The sequence below is a fragment of the Streptomyces sp. UF-297 genome (assembly GCF_058245575.1).
In genome coordinates this window covers 92,179-116,140 of sequence record NZ_JBSIBZ010000021.1, presented here as the reverse complement: position 1 = coordinate 116,140, position 23,962 = coordinate 92,179, and the positions used below count along the sequence as shown (strand labels likewise).

The window sequence follows — 23,962 nt, the reverse complement described above, 5'->3', positions numbered from 1 at the left end:
TCTCCTCGGTACGACACCCACACTGACCCGGGCCACCACCGCACGACTGCCGCACCGCTAACACCCGGCTAACACGGGTGTGGGCAGGGGAAGGACGCCGTACGGCAGCACTGAGAAACCTGACGCCCGCCGCCTGGAGCCGGCTTGACCCGCCAGCTCGGCCCGGCAGTGCCCGGCCTTCCGCGCATCTGGGCTAGGCGCGGGGAAGCCGGTCCATGGCCCAGACCGTGGGGCCCGCACGGAGGCTGATCTTCTTGGTCACGGTGAACCCGAATCGTTCGTACAGGGGGACGTTGGCCTCGTTGCCGGTCTCCAGATGCATCATGACCTTCTGCCCGTCCGCCTGGGCCAGGCGGGGCCGCAAGAGCGCAGAGGCAACGCCGCGTCCCCGGGCGAGCGGGTCGGCGCCGAGCATCGCCAGATACCAGTGCGGTTCCGCGGGACGTTCCTGTTCCAACGCGTGGATCGAGGCGAGGGACTGCGGCAGCCGCCCGCGCATGGAGGCCAGCGCACCAGGCGCGGTGCGGATCAGACGCAGCGGCGATGTCCCCGACCCGGGCGGGTCCCACACGGCTGCCCCCAGCAGCCTGCCCTCCTCATCGACGGCGACGTCGGTGACAGGAAAGCGGTGCGCGATCTCGCTGGCCATCAGCTGCGCCATGCGAGGCCCGGCCGGGGCCATGGAGCTGACCACGGGGTCCTCGGCAAAGGCCCGGGCCAGCATCAGGCCGAGCAGGCCATGGTCACCGGCGGCGGCGCCCCGGCCCGTACTCGAAACCGTCCTCCGCCTCCGCCGCGGTGAACGGCGGATCACCGGCCGCCAAGGTGGCTGCCAGGGTGGCCGCCACCGGCCGGAACAGGTCCCCGTAGAAGGCCATCGCCACCCTTCCCGGCCCGACTCGGGCCCGGTCGCCCGGTATATCCCGTCCGCGAGGGCCGGACGCCGGGCTTTCGGCAGGCTCTCCTCCCCGAGCAACGGCTTGCCCGCACCGCCTCCAGCAGGTCCTCGAACGGATGGCCTCAGGGCCCGCGGTTCCCTTCGTGGTCCAGAGGGAGGACGGCCGTGACCTCCCAGCCGCCTTCTGGAGCGGGGCCTGCTGTGAGGAGGCCGCCCATCGCTTCGGTGCGTTCGGTGAGACCGGCCAGGCCGAAGCCGCCGCCGCGGGCCTGTTCGGAGAGGCGGGCGGAGTCGCCGCCGTCGTTGGCGATGCGTACCTCCACGCCGGAGGGGACGGTGCGGATGCCGACGCGTACGGCGGTGGCGTCGGCGGCGTGTTTGCGGATGTTGGTCAGGGCCTCGCGGACGATGCGGTAGACGGCTGCGGCGATCTCGGCGGGGATCGTCTCGGGGAGGCCCTTTTCGATGTAGAGGACGACGGGCGGGCCGGTGCGGGCGTAGGCGTCGGTCAGTTCGCGTACTTCGGCCAGGCCCGCCACCGGCTGGGTGCGGGCCTCGCCCTCGCGCAGGATGCGCACGAGGCGGCGCATGGCGCTCAGGGCCTCGCCGCCGGAGGTCTCGATGCGTTCGAAGGTGGCGTCGGCCTTGTCGCCGGACAGGGAGGTGAAGCGGGCGGCGCGGGCCTGGACGACGATGCCGGTGACGTGGTGGGCGACCAGGTCGTGGAGTTCGCGGGCGAGTTCGAGGCGTTCGGCGGTGCGTACGGCGGCGAGGTCGCGCATGCGCTGGGCGTCCTGCCAGCGCAGGATCATCGAGTAGGCGGCGACCACCACGGTCAGGACGCCGTAGACGACGGTCCACACACCCAGGCGGATGTCCCGCATGGGCGCGAGCATGCAGGCCAGGCCGAGCATCGGGCCGAGGACGGCGGCGGTGCGGCCGGGCTCGTGGTGCAGCACGGAGGTGAGCAGGACCAGCAGGGCGATGCCCTCGCCCAGGCCCCAGACCTCCAGGGCGTGCTGTCCGGCGATCAGGACGATCGATCCGGCCAGTGAGACGCAGGAGGCGGTCCAGGCGCGCACTTTCAGCGGGATCCAGGAGTAGGGGACCGCGCACAGGCACACCACGACGGCGGTGGCGACGACGATGGCGTGCGGGCGGGTGGGCTGGCGGGCGAGCGCGACGCTCTCGAAGCCGACGAGGAAGAGGAGGACGGCGGCGAGCAGCACCTTGGCCACGACGGCCTCGCGGGGGTGGGCCTTGGCCCAGCCGGTCATCGGGCTCATGGGCGTGCTCCGCCGCGGGTGCGTGCGGCGGGCGGCCGGGGGCGCTCGAAGGTACGCACAGCGAACGGCCGGGGGCGCCGGTTCACGTTCCGCCCGCGGCCAGGCCGCTCTCCCAGGCCCAGGCGGCGATCTCCACGCGGTTGCGGGCGTCAAGTTTGGTCTGGACGTTGGCGAGGTGGGTCTTGACGGTGGACAGGGAGACGTACAGCTCGGTGGCGATCTCGGCGTTGGTCCTGCCGCGGGCCAGCGCCCGAACGACGTCCTGTTCGCGGTCGGTCAGCGGCTCGGAGAGGGTACGGGCCGGGGCGCCCTTGCCGGGCGCGGGGGCCATCTCGCGCAGCAGGCGGACGGTGATGGCGGGCGAGACCAGGGCGTCGCCGACGGCGGCGGCGCGTACCGCTTCCACGAGCATGGCGGGGCTGGCGTCCTTCAGCAGGAAGCCGGAGGCGCCGCCGCTGAGCGCGGCGTGGACGTATTCGTCCAGGTCGAAGGTGGTGACGATGACGATGCGGGGCTTCGAGTGGTACTCGGGGTGGGCCGCGGAACGCTCGGCGAGGCGGCGGGTGACCTCCAGGCCGTCGAGCTTGGGCATGCGGATGTCCAGGAGGAGGACGTCGGGGTGCAGGCGGTCCACGGCTTCCAGGGCGGCCTCGCCGTCGACGACGTCGTCCAGGACGTCGATGTCGGGCTGGCTCTCCAGGATCATCCGGAATCCGGTGCGGACCATCTCCTGGTCGTCCGCGACGACGACGCTGATCGGCATGTGTGTCCCTCGCCCTGTCCTTGCGCTGTGCTCGCGCGGGAGCGGCCTGGCTCCCGCTGTTCCATCTGACCTGCGGTGATCTCGCCCCGCAACCGGTGACCCGGGGCCGGCTACGCGGGGGCCGCGTAGACGACGAGGTTGTCGACGGGGTGGCCGTTGCCGTCCAGTGCGCCGGCACAGGTGATCAGGCGCAGGGAGGGGCCCGGGGTGTTCCCGTAGACGCGCTCGCCGGGGAAGGTGGCCTTGGCGACGTTCTCGGTGCGGGTGACGCGGAAGGTCACCCGGGTCCCGTCGGCGCGGGTGATGTCGATGCGGTCGCCCTTGGTCATCCGGCGCAGGTCGTGGAAGACGGCGCGGCCGTAGCGGGTGGAGTTGTGACCGACGATGACGGAGGTGCCCTTGTCGCCGGGCCTGGCGCTCTTGCCGTACCAGCCCGCGTAGGCGCCCTGGCCTGCGGCGGGAGTCTGGAGGGTGCCGTCGGGGTTCAGGCCGAGCTCCATCAGCCGGGTGTGCACCTCGGCGGTGGGGATGTCGAGGCTGACGGGTGCGCGGTTGCCTGCGGGCGGGGCAGGCGGGGCGTGCCCGTCGGAGCGTACGGAGTCCTCGGGGCCGCCCAGGGTGACCCAGGCGGTGGTGGCGGCCGAGGCCGCCAGCAGCAGAGCGGCCAGCACGGTCGTCCGGCGCTCGGCACTGCGGCGCGGCGGCCGCGGCTGCGGGGCGCGCTCCAGCCTGCCGTCGACTCGGCGATAGGCGCTGCGGTAAGTCGTGGTGGTCACACACTTCACGCTAGGCAGCGGCGGGCGGCCCGGTCATCGGCTGTCCGGCCAGGCCTGCCGGGCGGTGGCCCGGCCGAAAGGACGAGCGGGGTCCCGACGGCATACGACCAAAGACCTGGTGGGGCCGGGCATGCGGCGGGGTGGGGTGGGGTACCGCCGAAGGCCCGGTTGTCGTCCGGGGCTCGGCGGGACGACACGTCACCCAAGGCCCGCTGCTGACCGGCGCTCGGCGGAACGCCATGCAACCCGAAGGCCCGGTTGTCGCCCGGCGCTCGATCGGACGGCGTGCCGTCAGAGGCTCCGTAGTCGTCCGGCGCATGGTGGGGCGGCGTGCGGTCGAAGGCGCGCGGTTTCGCGTGGGAGGGGGGCGGGGGCCGGTGGTGGCTGTTGGCCGGAGGGCCGGAGGGCCGGCACGCCGGGGCCCGTGACGGGGGTGCCGGGGTGCCGGGTCCGGGTGGTCGGGAGCCGGGTCAGGCGAGCTGGCTCGCGCCCTTCTTGATGTCGGCGGCGAAGGTGCTCACCTCGGTGTAGACGCCGGGCTTGCCGGGACGGGCGCAGCCCTCGCCCCAGCTGACGATGCCGACCTGGATCCACTCGCCGGCGTCGTCCTTGCGGAACATGGGGCCGCCGGAGTCGCCCTGGCAGGTGTCCACGCCGCCGGTCTTCAGGATGCCGGCGCACAGTTCCTCGCCGGGGGTCAGCGAGTCGCCGTAGGCCTTCTGGCAGGTGGCGTCATCGATGAAGGGGACCTTGGCCTTGAGGAGGTAGCGCTGCTGGTCGCCGCCTTCCTTGTCGGCGCCCCAGCCGGCGATGTCGAAGTCGCCGCTGTTGTACTTGTCGTCCTCGGCGATCTTCAGGGTCGGCAGGCCCTCGATGGGCTTGGCGAGCTTGATGAGCGCCCAGTCCTTGCCCTTGCCGTTGTAGCCGGGCGCCTGGAGTACCTCGGTGGAGTTGACCTTTATTGCTTTGGAGTCCTCCAGGTCCACAACCCCAGCAGTGGCGGTGATGGACGTGTTGGGGCCGGAGCCGTCGACGCAGTGCGCGGCCGTCAGGACGATGTCCTTGGCGTACAGGGCGCCGCCGCAGCCCATGGACAGGCGGACCATGAAGGGGAATTCGCCCTGCTCGGCCTTGGTGCCGCCGACGACCTTGGTGCCGGTGGGCGTGGGGGTGGGGCTGGCACCGGCCACGCCGGAGTGGAGGCTGAAGGCGGCGAGCGCGATCGCGCCGACGGCGGTGGTTCTCTTGAGGTGCTTCAGGTAGCTCTTCAACGCGCTTCCTCTCGTGGGGGGTTACGTACGCCTGACGGGCCCATGCCAATACCGGAACCGGAAGCCACCGCCGGGAAATGAGCGTTGGAAGTCGGCAGCACGCCGTAAGGCGTCCGGACCCCGTGGGGTGAGTCCATGAAGCGCCCTGCGATTATGTGGACTGAGCGATCAGGGTGACAAGGGTGTACCTTCGGCCAACTCCCGTTCTACCCACACTCACTGCGCCCCATACCGGACGAACCGTCCCACCCGTACAGTGGCGGTGTGGCAGTGGGTGGCACCGACCGTCGGATCGAACACGGATTTCCCCATCTCGAAACCGTGCGCTCGGCCGTCACGGCGCTCTACAAACGGCTGTCCTGTGACGGGGTGCGCTCCTTCGACCTCAGCGTGACGCCCGCCGATGTGGCCTTCGGCGACGAGGAGGAGCTGTATCTGGGCGTGCAGCGGGTGGCCCGCGTCATGGTGCAGCACCTGCGGCTGCCCGACGCCCGCACGATCGTCGCCTTCCGCGACATGCAGCACGCCGCCAATGTCGAACTGACCGCGGGCCCGGAGTACTTCATCGAGCTCAACTCCCGCTTCAAGACCCACCGCAAGGACATCGGCGCCGCGCTGGCCCACGAGGTCACGCACGTGTATCTGCACCGTCTGGGCCTGGCCTTCCCCGGCACCCGCGACAACGAGATCCTCACCGACACCGTCACCACCTACCTCGGCGCGGGCTGGCTGCTGCTGGACGCCTACCGCGACAACGGCGGCTTCTCGCAGAAGCTGGGCTATCTCACACCGGAGGAGTTCGGGTACGTCCTGGCCAAGCGCGCGCTGGTCTTCGGCGAGGACCCCGCGACGTGGTTCACCAGCCCCGAGGCGTACGAGGCCTATACGGCGGGGCTGGCGCGGGCCCGCCAGGACGCGCGCCGGCCGCCGCTGAGCGCCGCCGGATGGGCGGGCCGCCGCCGCTACGCCAAGGACCGCAGGCTGGCGCGGGACGTGCCGCACGGCGACGGCTACGCCTTCCAAGGACCGGCGGGCGGCACCGGGCAGCGGGTCTCGTTCCCCTGCCCGGTGTGCCATCAGCGCATCAGGGTGCCGGTGCGCGGCCAGGTGCGGGCCCGCTGCGGGCTGTGCCGTACGGTGCTGGACTGCGACACCTGACGGCCTGCCGCGCGCGGGCCAGGAACCTCCGCGCCCGCCCCGGCCCGCCCGCGGCGGCCCTGCCCCGCGTCAGCCGTTGCAGGTGATCTTGACGGGGGCCGCCGCGTGGTGGGCGAGCTTGCGGCCCGAGGACCAGTCGTCGCCGCGGTCCAGCAGCTTCAGGCCGATCTTGCCGCCCTTGACCGCGAAGGTGCCCCCGGACTGCCAGGAGCCGCGGTGCGCGCTCTGGTCCACGGTGAAGCTGCCGTACTTGGAGTCGCGGTTGAAGGGGTCGGTCAGCACGTGGTACTTCGTCGGCTGCCCGGCCACGTCACGGTCGTTGGGCCCCTTGGGGACGTACACGTGGACGGTGCAGGTCTTGGCCGCCGCGCCCGGCTCCCACCACCACATCACCCGGTTCTTGTTGTCCTTGTTCTTGTCCCCGGACATCGGTACGGCGGTGAACTTGCCGTTGCAGCCGCCCTCGGTGGTGCTGCCGCCGCCGAGCCCGTACCAGCCCTTGGAGCCGTCGCGGTAGTAGCCCTGCTCCTTGTAACCGCCGCGGGAGGGCGTGGGGCAGCCGGGGCCCGCGATCGCGCTGTAGAGGACCTTGCTGCCGGCCAGCTGCCGGGTCTGGCCGCTGGGCTTGCTGCTGATGTCGTCGGGCGCCACGGCGCCCCCGGGGTCGTCGGTCACGTCCGAGGACGTACCGGACTCACCCGCCGTGCCGCCACCGGACGTCGTGCCGCCAGTGCCGCCACCGCCACCGCTCCCGGATCCGCCGCCGGACCCGCCATCGGCCGCGCCGGACCCGCCGCCCGACGTACCACCACCGCCGCCCGAGACATCCGGTGCCGTACCGCCGCCGCCCGGGGCCCCGCCGCTGCCGCCGCCGGGCGGGACGGCGGAGCCCTGGCCGCCGGATCCCGCGCCGCCGCCCTTGCGGGGCCCGGGGCCCTGCGGCGCGGCGGCATCTGCCTTGGCCTGCTGCTTGCCCTGGGCCGCGGCCACTGCCTGCTGGTCGCCGTCGCCGAAGCGGACCTGGGAGGCGCCGAGTGTGACCAGGGCGACCGCCCCTACGGCCAGGCCCGCGACGACGGGGGTGCCCACCAGCGTCTTCCATACCCGGCGGCCCGGGGCCAGGCCGCGCGGGGGCACCTTGGCGCCGCGGGAGAAGGTCTCCGCGAAGCCGGACTGCTCACGGTCGGGAGCGCCGGACCCGTCCGGTCCTGTGCTGCTGTTTCCCTTCGACAACGCGGGTTCCTCCTGTTGGTCCTGCTGGGTCGGTGAGTTGTGGTGTTCAGGGGGTGACGGGTACGGACGCGGGCAGGTCCAGCTCCGGGACGTCGAGCTCGGACAGCGTCGTCAGGTCGGCGCTGGTCGGTGCCGCGATCTCCGAGACCCGGTAGGCCTGCCGTTCCGTCATCGCCTGGAAGGTCTGCCGCGCCGAGCGCCCGTTGCCGAACCGCCCGTCGCGCGGTACGAGGTCGAAGTAGCCGCCGAGCGTGGCGCGGGCCGCGTCGGTCAGCTCGTACTGGTGGGACGCCGCGTGCTGCTCGACGATCCGGACGAGTTCCTCGGTGCCGTAGTCCTCGAAGAGCAGGGTGCGGTTGAAGCGGGAGGCCAGGCCCGGGTTGGAGTCGATGAAGTGCTCCATCTCGTTCGGATAGCCCGCGACGATCACCACGACCGCGTCCCGGTGGTCCTCCATCAGCTTCACCAGGGTGGCGATCGCCTCCTGCGCGAAGTCGTTGCCGCCTGAGGCGCCTGCCGGGGCCAGGGAGTAGGCCTCGTCGATGAACAGCACGCCGCCCATCGCCTCGTTGAAGACGCGCTGCGTCTTGGGCCCGGTGTGGCCGACGTACTCGCCGACGAGGGCGGCGCGGTCGGCCTCGACCAGGTGGCCGCGCTCCAGCAGGCCCACGGCGGCCAGGATGCGCCCGTACAGGCGGGCCACGGTGGTCTTGCCGGTGCCCGGGTTGCCCGCGAAGACGAGGTGACGGCTGAGCGGCGGCGCGGCGAGCCCGGCGGCCTTGCGCTGCTGCACCATGCGCATCAGCTTCACCAGCGAGGCCACGTCCTGCTTGACCCGGTCCAGGCCGATCAACTCGTGCAGTTCGCCGAGGAGTTCGTCCAGGTCGGCCTCGGTGGGCGGGGCCTGTGGCGCGGTGCGGTCCGGGCCGGCGGACGGCGTGCCCCCTGCGGTGGCGGTGGCCGGGGCGAAGGGCGCGGGCCACTGTGCCTCGCGCACCCGCCAGGAGGTGCAGCCCTCCACCGTCGGCTCGGCGTCCGGATCGGCGCTCAGGTCCTCCTCGGCGTCGCTCACCCGCACCCGGCGCAGTACGGGCCTCGCCGCCTCGCCCAGGTGTACGGCGGGGTAGCCGGGGCCGGTGATCTCGCAGTCCTCGAAGAGGCCGCCGCCCTTGGCGTCCACGATCAGCCCGTTCTTGCCGGGGCGGACGATACGGACGTCCTGGACCCGCGGCTCGGCGCCCGCCGCGACGACCACGCCGGAGCCCCGCGCCTCGACGATCTCCACTTCTGCGGCGCGCGCGGTGGCGCCGTCCTCGAAGACCAGCCCCGCGGTTCCGGCGCGCAGCACCCGCCCACCGGTGAGCCCGGTGTCCTGCCCCGGCCCGAAGGTGAACCCGGCGCGCTCGGCGTCGGTGACCGTGCAGTCCGTCAGGCGCACCGCGCCCGAGGTGGTGGCGACGACGCCGTTGCGGCAGCGCAGCACGGCCAGTCCGGTGGCCTCCGTACGGGCGGCGTCGGCGAGGTCCAGGCCCGACATGCCGCAGTCGGCGATGCGTATCTCCGACAGCTCCAGGCGGCTGTCGGCGACGGCGTGCAGCCCGTGCTCGGCGGTGCCGCCGACGCGCAGGCGGGTCAGCCGCATCTCAGCCCGGCCACCGCTGTGCACCGCGCTGAACCGCGATCCGGTCACCTCGCAGTCGGTGAGCTCCGCCACCGAACTGCCGGTCGCCAGCAGCCCGTTGGCGGCCGACTCCCGTACGGTCGCCTCGCGGGCGGCCAGCCGCGCACTGTCGTACGCCATGAGCGCGGCGGCCGTGGTGCGCAGGACGCGGGAGCCATGCAGCCGCACCCGCGCCCGCTCCCCCGCCGCCACGCCCGAGCCGCCGCAGTCCCGCAGCAGGCAGCCGTCCAGCAGCACATCCCCCTGGCCGGCGGCGTGCACGGCGTCCGCGCCCGAACCGCTCAACTCGCAGCCGTACAGCAGCAGTCCGCCGTGCGCCTCGGCCGGCGGGGTGTCGTACGCACCGGGGTCGGCCCCGGGCACGGGCGAACTGTCCAGCACCCGCACGGCCTCCGTGCCGCACCCCCGCAGCCTTGAGTCCACCAGCAGCGCGGCGGCCCGGTCCTCGGCCAGCAGCCCGCTGCGGCCCGCCCCGTCGACCAGACAGTCCCGCAGCACGACGCGGGCGTCCTCGCGGATGCGCAGCCCGGAACCGGCCGCCGCCTTGATGCGGGTGCCCTCCAGCTCCAGGCGGGAGGCGCCGCCGACGACGATGCCGGTGCCCTCGACGCCCTCCACCAGGCAGTCGGTGAGCCGTACGCGGCCGGTGGTACGGACGAGCGCGCCGGCCAGGGCGGCGCCGGCCAGACGGGCGCCGGTCATCGTCAGTGCGGCCTCGTGCAGCACTTCGAGGCGGCCGCGGTCGATGCCGCCGCCGGACCAGTGGGCGCTGCCGCCGGAGAGCACCGCCGCGGGGCTCTCGGCCGCGGCGCCCCGTACCGTCAGTCCCTCCAGCGTCACCCGGGCACCGGGCAGCACCTTGAGGGCGGCCTCCCCGCCCTCGGGCGCGACGAGGGTGACCGAGCCGCCCACGGCCCGCACGGTCAGCTCCCGTTCGGCCCGCAGGCACTCCCGGTACGTCCCGGCCGCCACCCGGATCTCGTCGCCGGACGCGGCCGCGGCCAGGGCGGCGGTCAGGGTGGGGTGCGCGCCGGGGCGGTCCGGGGCGACGTGGTGGACGGCGGCCGGGCCGGGGTGGTTCGTGTCCGTCGTCATCAGGTGGTGTCCATATGGGTGTCGGGGTCTTCGGGCGGGGCGGGGCGGACTGCCGGGCGACGCTTGGGGGCCCGGGAACCCGCGCTCGCGCCGTCGGCACCGGCGCCGCCACGTCGCCGCCGGGTGGGCCCGCCGGTGGTCGTGTTCCCCAGGTCGCGCGCGTCCTCGGCGATGGTCCAGGACCCCGCGGGCTTGCCGGGGGCCGGGAGCGGCGGCATGTGCCATTCGACGGTCAGGTCGCGGCCCGTGGGCGCTTTCTTGGGCAGGCCGAAGGCGCGGTGTCCGTCGGGGTGGATCACGGTGATCCGACGGCCCATGGTGTCGGCGAAGTACGTCAGGGCCAGCTGCTGGGCCGGGTCCTGGGCGAGGTTGCCGGTGGGAGCCTGGAACGGCAGGCGCGGCCGGTGGTGGCCGGTGGCCAGCGCCACGAACAGCTCGCGCCCGTCGGTGCCCTTGGCGTGCGCCTCCTCCACGGCCCGCTCGGCGGCCTTGTGCGACTTGAAGTGCCTCTCCAGCAGGTCGACGAGCAGATTCTCCGGCATCAGCGACTGGCCGTTGGCGCCCCGGGCCCGTGCCAGGGCGGTGAAGAGCGAGGTGTCCGGCGGAACCGGCGGGGTGGCCCGCGCTCCCGGCGGCATCGGGCCCCGGAAGTAGTGGCCCTGCGCGGCTGTGAGCCGGATCTGGTGCGCCAGCGGGGAGTTGACGGGCGGGTTGCCGACGGCGACGGCGCGCAGATTCCGCACCAGGCGCGCCGCCTCGGAGTTGAGGGTGAAGGCGTGGGTGGCCAGCCTGCGGTCCTGGGGGGAGATACCCGCGTGGAGGTTGTCGCTGCCGGGCACCGGCGTGGAGACGTTCGGCCCGAGCCTGCTGCCCTCCGAGCCCATGGCGTTGCCGAACGCGTCGGCCGCGGTGCGCGGCTGGTCCGCCGGACCGGACACGATGGGCTTGAACGGCTCCGCCTGGTACCCCGCGACGGCGTTCTGCTGGAAGAACCTGGTGCGGTAGCCGACCATGCCCAGGTCCTTGGTGCCGGAACGGCCGTCATAGAGCTGGTTCTTGGCCTGGAGGCCGGCGTGGTCCTGCGGCATCTGCTTGCCCGGCGTGTGCCACCCGGCCATGATGCGGGAGAGGTCGGTCTCGATCGCCGCGCCCGCGAAGTCGGCGATGAAGGGCACCCCCCGCTCCGGGTGGGTGTCGTTGGCCGCGTGAATGCTCCGCTCCGCCAGACGGTGCGCGACCGCGTCCTCGACGGCCTGCGCCGCCTGTCCCCGCGGCATCTGCGCCAGCGCTCCTTCGATCTCCTGCTCGGTGAGCCTCTCGGGCAGCGCCCTGTTCAGCTCCCCCGCGTTGACCTGGTTGAGCGCATGGCTGAGCATCTGGAACTCCCCTCCCTTCGGGCCGAATCGCAGGCGTACGTCCGCGCCGTCGACCTTCAAGGTGTCCATCAGGGTCGCCGGTGCTTCCAGAAAGAGATTGGGTTCGGGGGCGTACGGCACCATCGGGTGCAGGCCCGCCTGGCCGACGCGCGAGCGCATGTCGGCGCGGATCCGGCCGGCGAAGTCGGGCAGCTGCGCCTCGCCGACGTTGAGCAGCGCCTTGCCCTGCTCGTCCACGATCTTGTTCCAGTGCTGGGGCGGCGGCTGACCCTTCCTCCTGGCCTCCTGCACCTCGTCCCACACCTCCTTGGCACCCTCGTCCAGGCGCCTGTTGGTGTCACGCAGCAACTGTGCGTGCAAGTCCTCGGCCGGCATCCGGTAGCCGCCCACCATCATCAGCGGGCGCAGCGGCCGGGTGCCCTCGGGGTACCCGGGGAGCCTGGGCTCCGGGAAGTGGCACTTCAGCTCGAAGTGGCGGAAGACGTGCCGTCCGCTGGGCACGAGGTGGCCGTACGCGTCGACGTCCATGAACGCGAAGTACGGGTGGGACGGGGCGTTCCGGGCGTCGCCGGACATCATCGAGCGCACCAGCGACCGGCTGGCCGGGCTGGTCATGGTGGCGTTGCGCACGGTGCCGAAGGGGAATTTGGTGCCACCCCAGCCGATGCCGACCAGGGCCAGCGGGCGGTCGGAAGCGACGTTGCTCATGGCCTCGCGTATGGCGTCGCCGACCGCGCGGATCTCGCCGGCGGGCCCGTTGACGCCGATGACGATGCCGACGTCGCCGGTGAAGCCCTGTCCGCGCGGAGCGTGCAGCGCGGCGTCCAGGAAGTCCCGCAGCGCCTGGCGCCCCTGTGCTCCCGTGATGTCTGTGTACTTCACCACGGCGTTGATCACGTACGAGATGGGCCGCCGCTCCTCGATGCTCTGCCGCATCCAGGCGTAGTACTCATCCGCGTCCATCGGGTCGCTGCCGTGCCGCGCCAGCTGCCGGAAGGCGTCATTGACGTAAATGGGGCCCCGGGTGACGTTCTGGCCGATACCGGGGACCTCACGCCAGGTCAGCTCGTGCGCCAGCCGGCGGCTGTCCGGCGTCGCCTGGTGTCCGGCGGCCGGGTTGCCCACTGTCTGCGGGGCTGCGCCGTAGGGGCCGTGGACGGTGGGCTGCAGTACCTGTGGCTCGGGGCCGCGCAGGTGGGTCCCGCTCAGAGCGTCGGTCAGACCGCTCATGAGGGACACCTCCCGCTGCAGACGGGGCACTCCGGCGGAGGAGCCCGGGGCCGCGCCGTGCGGGTGGGGCGGCGCCGCGGCCCGCTCGATCCTCTCCAGGACCTCGTTCGGGTCGAAGCCCAGCTCTCGGAGACGGTCCTCGGCCTCGGTCAGCTCGGTCTGCCGCCGGTCCTGTTCCTCCAGCGCCTCGCGCATCCGCCGTGTGGGCTGGGACGGCCCCGGCTGGTCCGGGCCGGGGACGACGCGGCGCACGCGCTGCTGGGCGTCGTCGAGGTGGTGCAGCGCCATCTGGTAGCGGGTCAGCGCGTCTTCGGCGGGGGAGATCACCGTGGCTGGGGAGCCGCCGAGGAGGCCGGGGTTCTCGCCGCGCCGGTGGCGTGCGACGGCGGTCCTCCGGTAGGCGTCCGCGAGGTCGCGGTGGACGGTCTCGGGGTCGATGCCCAACTGGTGCAGGCCGTCCTCGGCCTCGGTCAGCTCCACGCGTCGCAGCCGGAGTTCGTCCAGCGCATCGATCGCGCCGGGGTGGAGGGTGGAGGGGCCGGCCTCGCCGGGTCCGGGGACGAGCTCGTCGAGCCGGCGCCGGGCGTTCGCCGTGCGCTGCAGCGCGCCCTCGTAGCGGGACCATGCCTCGGTCCTGGCGGTGGCCTCGGGGCCGGTGGCGCCGCCGCGGACGACGGTGTCCCTGGCCAGGGCGCGCTCCTGCGCCCCGGTGAGGTGCGGCGCGCCGGAGGTGCCGGTGGGGGGCGAACCGGCGCCGGTGGCAGGGGACTTGGGCTCGGGAGAGTGCGGCGCGGGGTGCTGGGGGCCGGGCGGCGGGGTGGCGGGGGCGTCCGGGCGCGGGGCCGGTGCCGGGCCGCTGCCGTTCGCGTGCCCGGCGGACTGGACGCGCACCGTCCAGTGTCCCTCGTCCCCGTTCCAGGTGATCTCCAGAGGGCCCTGGGCCCTGCGGACATTCGGCACCACGGTGTGGGTGCTGCCCCCGGTGCCGTGGATCTCCAAGGGGCGGTTGAGCGCCTGGGAGTAGCGTTCCAGCACCTCGGTCTGGACCTGGGCGCGGGCGCGCTGCTCGGACGACAGGGCGGGGTCGAGCTGTCCGCTCTCCCGCTCGGCGTGCAGCCTGCCCAGCGCCGTCAGGTCGGGTTCGAGCCGGCCGGTGGCCAGCCCGATGCTCAGGGCGCGGCCGTCCATGCCCCGGTCGTGGAAGTCGCGCAGCAGCCCGGCGATGCCGTCGATGTCCTCGCTCCTGGTCAGTTGCTGCCTCATACGGGCGAAGAGGGTGGGGGCGTCCAGGACCGGGCCGGTCTGGACGGCCCGGCCCGTCGCACCCGCGGGCGGCGGCTCCGGCAGGGCGCGCAACAGGGAGTCCCGCGGCAGGCCTCCGTTGGGCAGCAGGTCGCCGAGCACATAGGTGAGATGCCGGAAGAAGTGGGTCTCCTCCGACGCCGCGGCCACCGCGTGGGAGACGACGTGCTTGTCCTGCGGCGCGATGCCCACCACCAGCTCCGAGCGCGAGCCCGGGATGCGGGTGGAGACGTTGAGGCCGAGGGTGTTGTGCGCCTCCCCCAGCGCGTTGGGCTTGTTCACCAGCGGCCTGAGCTCGTTCTCCGCCGCCTGGAGCTCGGCCTTCAGCGCCCTGAGCCGGTCCTCCGGCTCCGCCAGCCCGGCCTGCAGCGCGTCGATCCGGTTCCGCAGCGAGGCGGCCCTGTCCTGGGGTGTCAGGGACGTGCCCTCGGCGGCACCGCGATCGTTCGACGGCGCCCCGAACCGGCCCTCGGTCTCGGCGAATCTGGCCTCCAGCTTGGTGAGTCTGTCCTCCAGCTCGGTGAACTGCTTCGCGGTGGCGCCGGGCGTGCGCTCCAGTTTCCCGAGCCTGTCCCGTGCCTCCTTCAGGCCCTTGGTCACGGTCGTGACCATGCCTTCCGTCGCCCTGATCTCCTCCTGCGCGGTCAGCTTGTGTCCGAGCCGGTCGAGGGTGTCCCGCGGGGACTCTCCCAAGGCGGCGGGGCGCTCGCCCGGCCTGGCGGAGGCCGGGGTGAACGGCTCGTCCAGCAATGCCCTCCGGGGTGAGTTCCAGCCGCCTTCGATGTGATCCCGGGCAGCCTTGATCATCAGGCCGTCCTTGCTGGGCACCCGCGCCGGGTTGACCTCGAAGTTGTCGCGTCCGAAGGCGTGGTCGACCACACCCTTGAGGGTGAGGTGCTCCTGCGGCATGGCTCCCACGCCCTTGGGCGTGCCGTTCTCGAAGAACTTGGCCATCAGGCGCGACAGGTCGGTGGGGGTGGCGCCGTGCACGAAGTCGGTGAAGAAGGCGACGCCGCGGTCGGGCAGGGTGAAGTTGACGGCCGCGATCCTGCGCGGCTCGGTGTTGCCGGGGACAGCGGGCAGGGTCCGGTCCAGCTCCCAGGCGTTGAAGTGGTTGAGCGTCTCGCGCAGGCCCTTGTACTCGGCCGAGGACGCGCCGAACCGCAGCGGGCGCCAGGCGTCGCCCCTGAGCGGGACCCGGTCCACCATCGTGGCCCTGGCGTCCACGAAGAGGTTGGGCTCGGGCCCGTACGGCATCAGCGGGTGCGTCCTGGCCAGGGTGGCGCGGATACGCATGTCGGCGTCGACGACGGACCGGAAGAAGCGGAACTGCTCGGGGGTGAAGGTGGGGTGGGGCGGGCCCGACATGCGCGCCCGGGTCTCGCTGACCAGCCGCTGAAGCGAGCTGTCGACCATGACGTCGTCGATCTCCACCAGGCGGCCGGTCGGTGTGGGGAGCCGGTATCCGCCGACCATGCTCAGGGGCCGCAGGGGCTCGATGCCCGGGGCGATGGCGAGTTCGTCGTCGAAGTGGTTGAACACATGCCGCCCGCTGGGGACGAGATGGTCGTACACGTCGAAGTCCATGAAGGCGAAGTACGGGTGGGAGGGGCCCTGCGCACCGCCGTGGGCCAGGGAGTGCACCATGGCCCGGGATGCCGGGCTGGTCATGGTGTGGTTGCGGACCGTGCCGTAGGGGAAGCTGTCGTCGGCCCTGCGGGTGAAGGTGGTGGCCACCAGCGCCAGCGGGCGGTCGAACTCGACGGTGTCCATCGCGTGGTTCATCGCGCGGTAGATGTCGTCGAGGCGCTCGGCCGTGCCGTTGACGCCGATGACGACGCCGACGCGGCCGTCGAAGCCGTCCAGTCCGCGGGTGATGGAGTCCAGGAAGTCCTGGAGGCCTCCGGCGAGGTCGCGGTAGGGGGCGATGGTGTTGACCACGAAGGACATCTGGTGCTCGGCGCCGACGCTCGCCCGCACCCAGTCCAGGTAGCCGTCCGGTGTCATGGCGTGGTGACCGGCGTCCGGCAGCTTCTCGAAGGCGCGGTTGACCATCGTGCGGCCCGCTTCGTCACCGGTGCCGGTGTGCCACAGCGCGTCGGGCCGCTGCGGGGCCGGCGACCAGTCGTGCGGGCCGATCGGCGTGGCGGTGTCGTGCGGGGTCGGCAGGTGTACGGCGCCGGGCGCCGCGTCCGCCCCGTCGCCTGCGGCCGTGACGGGCGTCAACTCCCCTTCGGCGGAGGCTGGCTGCGGGAGGGGGACGTCGGAGGCGACGGTCTCCGGCGGGCGCGGCGCGCCGCCGGGCAGGCCGGGGTTGGCGCCGAGTTCGTCCAGTGCCCCGGTCACGCCGGACGGGGGACGCGGCACGGCGGGGGCATGGGGTACGGCGGGGGCGTGCGGTACGGCGGAGGTATCCGGCCCCGCCTGCCAGGGGCTGTCGGCGCGCTCCTTGCCCTTGGGGGACGGCGTCGGTGCGGGCGCGGAAGGGGCCGCGTCCGGGTCCGGTCCCGTACCGGGTGCCGGGCGGCCTTCCTGTATCTCGCTCTCGTCCGTGAGCCACTTGATGTCGCTCCACCACTCGCGCGAGGTGCCGTCGATCTTCCAGGGCGAAACGGCCCTCTCCACGGGGTGTCCGTGCTGCCTGGTGAAGGTGATGGCCTGGATCTCGATGTAGCCGGGGCCGGTCCGGGCCCCGGCGTCCTTGTGGAGGTCCGCCATGGCCCAGTTGAGGTAGTTCTCCGGCGCCTGCGGGTCCTTGAGGTTGGTCAGCAGGTGGTCGATGAAGCGGTTGCCGGGCGGCGCGACGATGAAGTGGTTGCCCAGCCTGCCCTGGTCGTACAGGGTGTTCACGGCCTGCCTGACCAGGTCGGGGGAGGCGATCGCCCCTTCCTTGCCGAGGATCCGTCCCAGGCTCTGCGAGTCCCGCAGCAGGGGGCCGAAGAAGGGCGCCGTGGACGCCCCGCCGGGCATCGCCCAGTGCTGCTCGGGCAGCGCCACCGCGCCGGGGGCCAGATCGACGTCCGCGTAGACCCCGCCGTGCTTGCTCAGGATCTGATAGCGCGCGACGTCGGACGACATCGCGTACCCCTTCTTGTTCAGGGCCCACTCGTAGAGCTTCCACGGCACCTCGGACCCCCCGGTCCCCGCGGGCCGGACCTTGAGGGCGCGCTTGATCCGCTCCGCCAGGCCCCCGGACCGGGCGCCCTCCGACGGTGCGGTGTGGAAGAGCTCGCGGTCGATCGGGGCGAGCGTCACCCGTCCGGGCAGGGAGGTGACGAACTCCCCGTTCGCCGCGCCCGCGCCCTCGTCGGTCCAGACCTTGATCTCCCAGTCGCCCTGCTGTGCCTTCTCGGCCCACTCCCGCAGATTGCGCCGGGCCCCCTCGCTGAGTTCGCCGCCGAGCCAGACGAAGTGCATCGTCTTGGGCACCTGTACGGGGGCGCCGCCCGCCGCTCCGGGGCCGCCCACCGTCAGCCACTGGTTCGAGCCCGAGGAGCCGAGGGCCTCCGCGCCGCCGGGGCCGCGCGACCCGTGTGCGCCACCGGGGCCGCGCGCCCCAGGTGCGCCGCCGAGCACGCGCGGCCGTTCCTTGAGCGACTTGAGCTGGAGGTCGTGGAGCTTGTCGGCGATGACGTCGGGGTCGAGCCCGTGGGCCGACCGGAAGGCGGACTTGGCCTGCTCCAGGGACCGTTGGGCCCTGTGGAAGTCGGCATGGGCCTGGTCGGCGACGGAGGGGCCGGACGAGGAACCGTCGGCGCGGTGACCGGAAGTGTCGAGGTCGCGCAGGGCGTTGTCGTAGGTGTGCTGCGCGCCGGCGACGTCGTTCCAGTCCTTCATGCGGGCGCCGAGCGTCTCGGCACTGTCGCCGTCGACGCGGAACACCTCGGCCCTGGCCTCGGCCTCGCGCGCCCCGGCCTCGGACAGGGACTCGCTCCAGGAGGCGGGCTTGGGGAGCTGGGAGAGCTCGTCGCTGTTGTGCAGGACGTTGCCGCGCAGGTCACCGGCCAGATGACGGAAGCCGGTGCCGCTCCACTGCTTGTGGAGGAGCGTCGTCCCGGCGCTGTCGGTGAAGGTCAGCGCGACCGCGTTGTCCTGCGGCCGGTGCGTGATGGTGATGGTGAGCTCGCCCGCGGAGTTCGGCCTGGACACATGGAAGTTCCGCACCAGGCCGTCGTCGCTGGTGCTCGTCCGCACCGCGGCGTTGTGGAAGTCGTCCCAGCGCCGGATCGAGGACTGCTCGAAGGCCCGGCCGAAGTCCTCGAACGCCGTCTTCGAGTCCAGGCCGCCCCACGGCTCCTTGATCACGTCCGCCAGCCGGTCCGCCGGGATCTGCTCCGCCCGCACCGGGACGATCGTGATGCCGTCCTCGACTCGGTTGGGGCCCGTACGGATCAACTTGGTCGGGGAGATGGTGACTTCGGCCTGGTCGGGGTTGACGGCGGGCGGGTCGCCCGCCTCCTTGGTGTAGCCGGGCGGGTAGGCCATGGCGAGCTTGCCGTGGTCGGCGGGCAGGTCGATCTCGAAGACCGCCCGGTTGCCGGCGACGCCGTTCTTGGCCCACTCGTGCTGGAAGGCGAGGTCGTTGGAGGTGGAGCTCGGCAGCCGCTCCAGGAACTCGTCCGCCTGCGCGGACCGGGGGTCCATGGAGACCCCGCGCCATACGGTGACCGGCTGGTTGGATCCCTCGAACAGCAGGTCCTCGGCGACCTTGTTGAACTTCTCCACCTTGGCCAGCAGCGTGCCGTCCTCCAGCGCGCCGGGATTGACGAAGCCGCCGTAGCCGCGCTTGGAGGTGAAGGAACCGCCCATGACGTCCTTCATCAGCAGATCGACACTGCGGTCGGCGGCGGCGGCGCGCAGATGGGTCCTCGACAGGTCCACCATGGCCCCCTGGCGGCCGCCCTCCGGCGCGCGGGTGACGGGGGAGGACTTGATGAAGCGGCCGGTGGCCCGGTCGTAGATCTGGCTGCCGTCCGCGGAGGCGATGACGATCCGGTCCTCGGCCTTCGCCGGCCAGGTGCCGCCCGGGCCGGCGAGCGGTTCGGCGGTGAAGACATCCAGCTTGACGCGGATGTTGAGCACCGCTCCGTCGAACGGGCCCCCGGTGAGGCGGACGGTCTCCGCGCCGAGGCTGGGGCGGCCGAAGCCCGGCGTGAACGTCCAGGTGCGCACCGGAGTGCCGCCGGGCCCGTCCAGCCGCTTGACGATCACCTTCTGGTCGGCGCTGCGCTCCAGGACGAACAGGCCCGAGGCGGCACTCGCCTCGTCCAGCTCCGCGTCCCCGCGGCGCGGTGCGTACACCGTGACGACCGCGTCACCGTCACCGGCACCGGGAACCCGGGCGGCGGTCCGCTCGCTGGGCGCGCCACCCAGGATGCCGCCGCGCTCGGTGAAGATCCCGCCGACGGCCGCCCGGATCTGATTGTGGGTCAGGTGCGGGTCGATACCCAGCGCGTCCAGGTCGGCCTCGGCCCTGGCGACCTCCGCGCGCTGGACGCCGAGGTCGTCCAGGGCCTTGGCCATGGCGGGGGTGGGCGTGGCCGGGTCGGCCGCGCCCGGCGGGGGCAGCAGGCCGTCCACCCGCCGTTCGGCCTTGGCCAGACCGGACAGGGAACTCTCATACCGCACCCAGGCGTTGATCTTCGCACCGGCTTCGGGCCCGGTGGACGCGCCGACGATCAGCTCGTGGCGGAGCCTGCTGCGCTGGTTCATCACGACGGAGGCCGCGAAGCCGCCGAAGCTGCCGTCCTGGGGTGCGCTGAAGGGGCGGCCGACCGGGTGCACGGGCGGCGGCGCGGGGGCGGGGGCGGGGGCCGGGTCGGGCGCCTTGGCCTTGCCCTTCGCGGCCTCGGTGAGCGGTAGTTGGGGGACGGGGTCGGCCTTGGCGGGTCCGCCCGGGTGCGCGACCAGGTCCAGGGCGCTGTCCAGGGCGCTGTTCCCGCCGCCCGCGCCCGCGGTGTCCAGTTCGGGGCGGGCCGAGACGCCCGCGGGGCCGCCCGTACCGGCGTGGCCGTTGGCGCTGCGCCCCGCGAGCGACCTGCGCTCCGCGCCGCCCAGCAGGTCCATCGCCAACTCGTGTGCGGACAGGGCGGGTTGAGGCTTGCCGACGCCCCCCGGGGCCAGGTCACCGGCAGCGGTACGGAGCGGATCGCGGGCGCCGGAGGGCGTGACGGCTCCCGGGTCGGTGAGGTTCTTGGTGAAGGACTGGGTGCGGGACGGGGGCGCGGTGACGGTGTGCGGGGCGGCCGACTCGCCGTGCGGAGTGACCAGAGAGTTCTGATGACCCATCACATTGGGTGCGGACGCGGCATGCTGAGCGCCCGTCAGCGGCATGCCGGGAAGGTCCACCTTCGGTGCCGCACCGACCGGCGCGGTGCTCGCCAGGGCGTGCCCGTCGATGACGCGCGGGGCGGCGTCGCCGATGCGCAGGCTGATGCCGTCCGCGCTGATGGCGGTCACCGTCACATCGCCGGAGGCCAGCGCGTGCAGTTCGGGGAAGGTGATGTCCTGCAGGGCCTCGGCGTGGCCGACCGCGCCGCGCGCCATGGCCACGCCGTCGCCGATGCCGCTTCCCGCCCCCGTCTGGAACGTCACGTCCGGGGCGTGGACCTGCAACGGCTCCGACGTCAGGTGCGCGGCGGGCGAGGGGACGTGCGCTTCCCTCAGCAGGTCGATGGCGGTCGGAGCGGACAGCAGCAGGTTGTTGTCCATGCGGACGTGGCCGAGCTGGAAGTCCATCTCGTGGACGAGCTGGGCGGCACCGGTGCCGTGGGCGGTGGGCACGGCCAGCCCGCTGGGGAGGGTCTGCACGCCGGGCATCGGGGACGGGGTGAGCAGGCCCGTACTGCCGGGGTGCAGCCCGCCCGCGACGTTGCCCGCGCCGTGCACACCGAGGTTGCCGGGCAGACTGAGGGAGCCGGGCACCCCCAGGTTGCCGGGCACCGTCACGTTCCCGGCCGTGATGAGGCCGCCGGGCGCGTTGTGGAGCCCCGTCAGGCCGGTGGGCGTGTGCGGTATCAGCGTGCCCGGCAGGATGCCCTTGTTCATGGCCGCGTCCCAGCGGGCCGCGTTCGACAGCAGCGTGTGCAGCTCCGGCTGCGCGATGCCCAGTACGCGTTCGCCGAAGGCCAGCCGGGCCGCGCCGCCCCAGCCCAGGACGCGCAGTTCGGTGGCGTTCAGCGGGAGGAAGGTGGCCACGGTCAGCCGGCCCAGCCGCTGGAGGTTGACGCCGGCGTACGCGCCGATCTTGCCCCAGGTGCCGGTCGCCTGGCCGGTGTAGCGGGCCCAGTCCTTGGCGACGTTGGTGACCAGGCTGTTCCAGCCGCTCTTGGCGAGGTTTCCCAGTCCACGGGCGCCCGCGACGACGTTGAAGGCCGGGGCGAGGCGCATGCCGATCACGACGGGCGCTATGACGACCTTGGGCATCCCGGTCAGCCTGGAGAACTGGCTGATCTGCGAGAGCAGGCCCTTGCCGCCGGCGACGAGCCCCTGGAACCCGCCCTTGATGACGTTGCCGAGGCCCTTGAGGATGGCGCCGACGGGCAGGGCCTTGGTGGTGGGGAAGAGTACGCCGAGGAAGGCCAGGCCCAGTTGCAGCCCGGTGGCCTTGCCCTGGCTGAAGTCCACGATGGTCTTCGCCAGGAGGGCGGCGTTCATGCCCCAGGCCACGACGGCGAGCGCACCGCCGGTGAAGATGGCGATGACCGAGATGACGATGGTCAGCCACTGGAAGGCTTCCCAGAACAGGTCGCAGTCGCTGACCGGCTGCACCATCAGCTTGCCGGCCTCGGTGAGCTGGGTGTCCAGGGTGCGCGCCGCGGCGGCGAGGGTATTGCGGGCCTCGTTGGCCCGTTCGGTCTGGACCTGCCGCTGCGGGTCGTCCTCGGCCAGGCCCGAGGCCGTGGAGAGCGCCTGGTCGGCATCCCTCTGCGCGGTGGTGACGGCATTGGCGTACGTACGCAGCGCCGCCTCGGCCTTGTGGAAGGACTCCTCGACGTGGCCGACGAAGTTGTGCAGATGCTCGTCGACCATCTCGCGCAGCCGGTCGGCGGTCTTGCCGATGAAGCGCTGGCCGTCACCGGCGGAGCTCTGGAGCTGTTTCAGCCCGGCGTTGATGGTGCCCGCGTTGGTAGCCAGGTCGCGCATCGCGTCGGCGATGAGGTTGATGGCGGCGGGGTCGCCGGGGACCGGGTCGCCACCCAGGCCCAGGGCACCCCAGTCACCGGGACGCGTAGCCAAGCCCTTTTCCTCCCACCCCAGGTCCACTGCACTGCTGTCGCAGTTGCCCCCGGCACAGCAGGGTCAACGGACTTCACACTTACGTTCACGTACCGGCGGAGCGATCGGTTCATTGTGTGAAGGAGATCACTCTCCCGCGCCCGGCCCGGTGCGGAGGGGGTTGAACCGTTTGCCCCCGCGCTGCGTTTGATCAGTGAAGACCGCGTATACAGGCCTCAGACACAGCGAGGGAAGTGACCGTGCCCGACATAGCCGTCGACTACGAGCTGCTCAACGATGTCGCGCAGAAGGCCAAGACGCTCAAAGGGCAGGTCCAGCAGGCGCGCGAGAGCCGGCAGGTGTACTCCGTCGACGAGGTCGGCTCCACCACGGCCCAGGCCGCGATCCGCAAGTACTACCTCACCTGGAGCAGCGCCTTCAAGCGCTCCGAGGACAAGCTGGACAAGCTCTCCCAGCTCTATGACGGCGTGGCCAAGCAGTGGGCGAACTGGGACTTCAACCTCGCCAAGGACGCCGCCAAGCAGGGCGCCTCGATCGCCTCGGACCGCTACAACTCCAGCGTGGAAGAGTGGAACGCCTGGCACAACACGGTGGAGCAGTACAAGAAGGACAACCCGGACTGGAAGCCCTCCGACCTGCCCAAGGAGCCGGAGAAGCCCGGTGAGCGCCCCAGCCAGTGGACCACCACCGACGGCAAGGGAAACTCCACGACCACGACGTACGAGTACGGCCCGGACGGCAGGCCGACCAAGGTCACCACGACGATCAAGACCAACACCGGGCTGACCGCGACGGACACCACCGAGTACCACCCCGACGGCACCTACGACGGGACCTCCACCGACGCGCACGGCAACGTCACCAAGACCAAGGGCAACTCGCAGGTGAGCGAGACGCCCCAGGGCCGTACCACCAAGGACGACTTCACCTCCACCACCACGGAGCCCGACGGCAAGGTGACCACCACCACGGGCACCACCTCCTCCGTCACCAACCCGGCTACCGGTCAGCGGGACACCACGACCAAGTACACCACCGTCGGCCCCGACGAGAAGGGCAAGGAGCAGACGGTGACCGGCACCACGACCACCTCGACGGACAGCAAGGGTCACCAGACCAGCACCACCATCGAGGTCAAGAAGGACGGAAGCGGCACCAAGACCGTGGTGGTCGACGGCCGTACCGAGGAGTGGACCAGCAACAACGCACGCGGGGACACGGGCTGGACCCCGAAGAAGCCCGGCTGATCCCCCTCGATCCGCCTTTCCTCCCCCATCACCACAACACAAGGAGCACCTATGCCCTCCGGCAACATCAGCCTCGATTACACCGAGATCGAGCGCGTCTCCACTGAGATGAACAAGGCCGTCGACAACATCAACCCGATGCTGACGAACACCAAGACCACCGTCGAGGGCCTGCTGGACAACGGCATGTTCATGCAGCAGAGCAGCCCGGCGCTGAAGGAGTCCTACAACCAGCTCACGCTGTCGCTGACGAAGGCCATCGAGAGCATCACCGTCTTCGCCACCCAGCTCAACACCATCAAGGAGAACATCCAGAAGATGGACGAGCAGATCGCGGCCAGCACGAAGAAGGGCTGACGCGCCCCGCACCGACGACCGTGCCCCGCGGCCGGACTGCGACGTCCTGGT

The 23,962-nt window shown here is 72.4% G+C and carries 12 protein-coding genes; 3 read left to right on the top strand and 9 right to left on the bottom strand.

What is annotated here, in order from left to right; all coding sequences use genetic code 11:
- Positions 1-193 precede the first annotated feature (193 nt).
- From AC4IJH_RS15290 to AC4IJH_RS15265, 6 genes are all read right to left on the bottom strand, one after another.
- The gene (locus AC4IJH_RS15290) at positions 194-724 is read right to left on the bottom strand and encodes a GNAT family N-acetyltransferase (RefSeq protein WP_490852218.1); all 531 of its coding nucleotides are present in this window, start codon (positions 722-724) and stop codon (positions 194-196) included.
- 19 nt (positions 725-743) lie between these two features.
- Entirely contained in the window at positions 744-878 is a 135-nt protein-coding gene (locus tag AC4IJH_RS15285; protein ID WP_490852217.1) for a hypothetical protein, read from the bottom strand.
- Between the two features lie 142 nt (positions 879-1,020).
- Positions 1,021-2,175, bottom strand: a complete 1,155-nt coding sequence (locus AC4IJH_RS15280; RefSeq protein WP_490852227.1) for a sensor histidine kinase — start codon at positions 2,173-2,175, stop codon at positions 1,021-1,023.
- Positions 2,176-2,266: 91 nt separating this feature from the next.
- Positions 2,267-2,947 carry a response regulator gene (locus AC4IJH_RS15275; protein WP_490852216.1) on the bottom strand — a complete coding sequence of 227 codons (681 nt, stop codon included), beginning with the start codon at positions 2,945-2,947 and terminating at the stop codon, positions 2,267-2,269.
- Between the two features lie 110 nt (positions 2,948-3,057).
- Complete coding sequence (locus tag AC4IJH_RS15270; RefSeq protein WP_490852215.1) at positions 3,058-3,723, bottom strand: class F sortase; 666 nt, start codon at positions 3,721-3,723, stop codon at positions 3,058-3,060.
- Between the two features lie 470 nt (positions 3,724-4,193).
- Entirely contained in the window at positions 4,194-4,994 is an 801-nt protein-coding gene (locus AC4IJH_RS15265; protein ID WP_490852214.1) for a S1 family peptidase, read from the bottom strand.
- A gap of 264 nt (positions 4,995-5,258) precedes the next feature.
- Here AC4IJH_RS15265 and AC4IJH_RS15260 point away from each other — a divergent pair, with 264 nt between their 5' ends.
- Positions 5,259-6,152, top strand: a complete 894-nt coding sequence (locus tag AC4IJH_RS15260) for a hypothetical protein (RefSeq protein WP_490852213.1) — start codon at positions 5,259-5,261, stop codon at positions 6,150-6,152.
- 69 nt (positions 6,153-6,221) lie between these two features.
- Here AC4IJH_RS15260 and AC4IJH_RS15255 read toward each other — a convergent pair whose 3' ends face one another.
- From AC4IJH_RS15255 to AC4IJH_RS15245, 3 genes are read right to left on the bottom strand one after another with little or no spacing between them, the layout of a single operon-like run.
- Complete coding sequence (locus AC4IJH_RS15255; protein ID WP_490852212.1) at positions 6,222-7,385, bottom strand: hypothetical protein; 1,164 nt, start codon at positions 7,383-7,385, stop codon at positions 6,222-6,224.
- Between the two features lie 46 nt (positions 7,386-7,431).
- Positions 7,432-10,161: a right-handed parallel beta-helix repeat-containing protein gene (locus AC4IJH_RS15250; RefSeq protein WP_490852211.1), complete on the bottom strand. Its 2,730-nt coding sequence runs from the start codon at positions 10,159-10,161 to the stop codon at positions 7,432-7,434.
- Positions 10,161-22,307, bottom strand: a complete 12,147-nt coding sequence (locus AC4IJH_RS15245; protein WP_490852210.1) for a TcdA/TcdB catalytic glycosyltransferase domain-containing protein — start codon at positions 22,305-22,307, stop codon at positions 10,161-10,163. Before AC4IJH_RS15245 ends, AC4IJH_RS15250 begins: the two co-directional genes overlap by 1 nt.
- 239 nt (positions 22,308-22,546) lie before the next feature.
- Between AC4IJH_RS15245 and AC4IJH_RS15240 the strand changes: the two genes are divergently transcribed.
- Positions 22,547-23,554 carry a hypothetical protein gene (locus AC4IJH_RS15240; protein WP_490852209.1) on the top strand — a complete coding sequence of 336 codons (1,008 nt, stop codon included), beginning with the start codon at positions 22,547-22,549 and terminating at the stop codon, positions 23,552-23,554.
- 51 nt (positions 23,555-23,605) lie between these two features.
- Complete coding sequence (locus AC4IJH_RS15235) at positions 23,606-23,911, top strand: hypothetical protein (RefSeq protein WP_490852208.1); 306 nt, start codon at positions 23,606-23,608, stop codon at positions 23,909-23,911.
- The last annotated feature ends 51 nt before the right edge of the window (positions 23,912-23,962 follow it).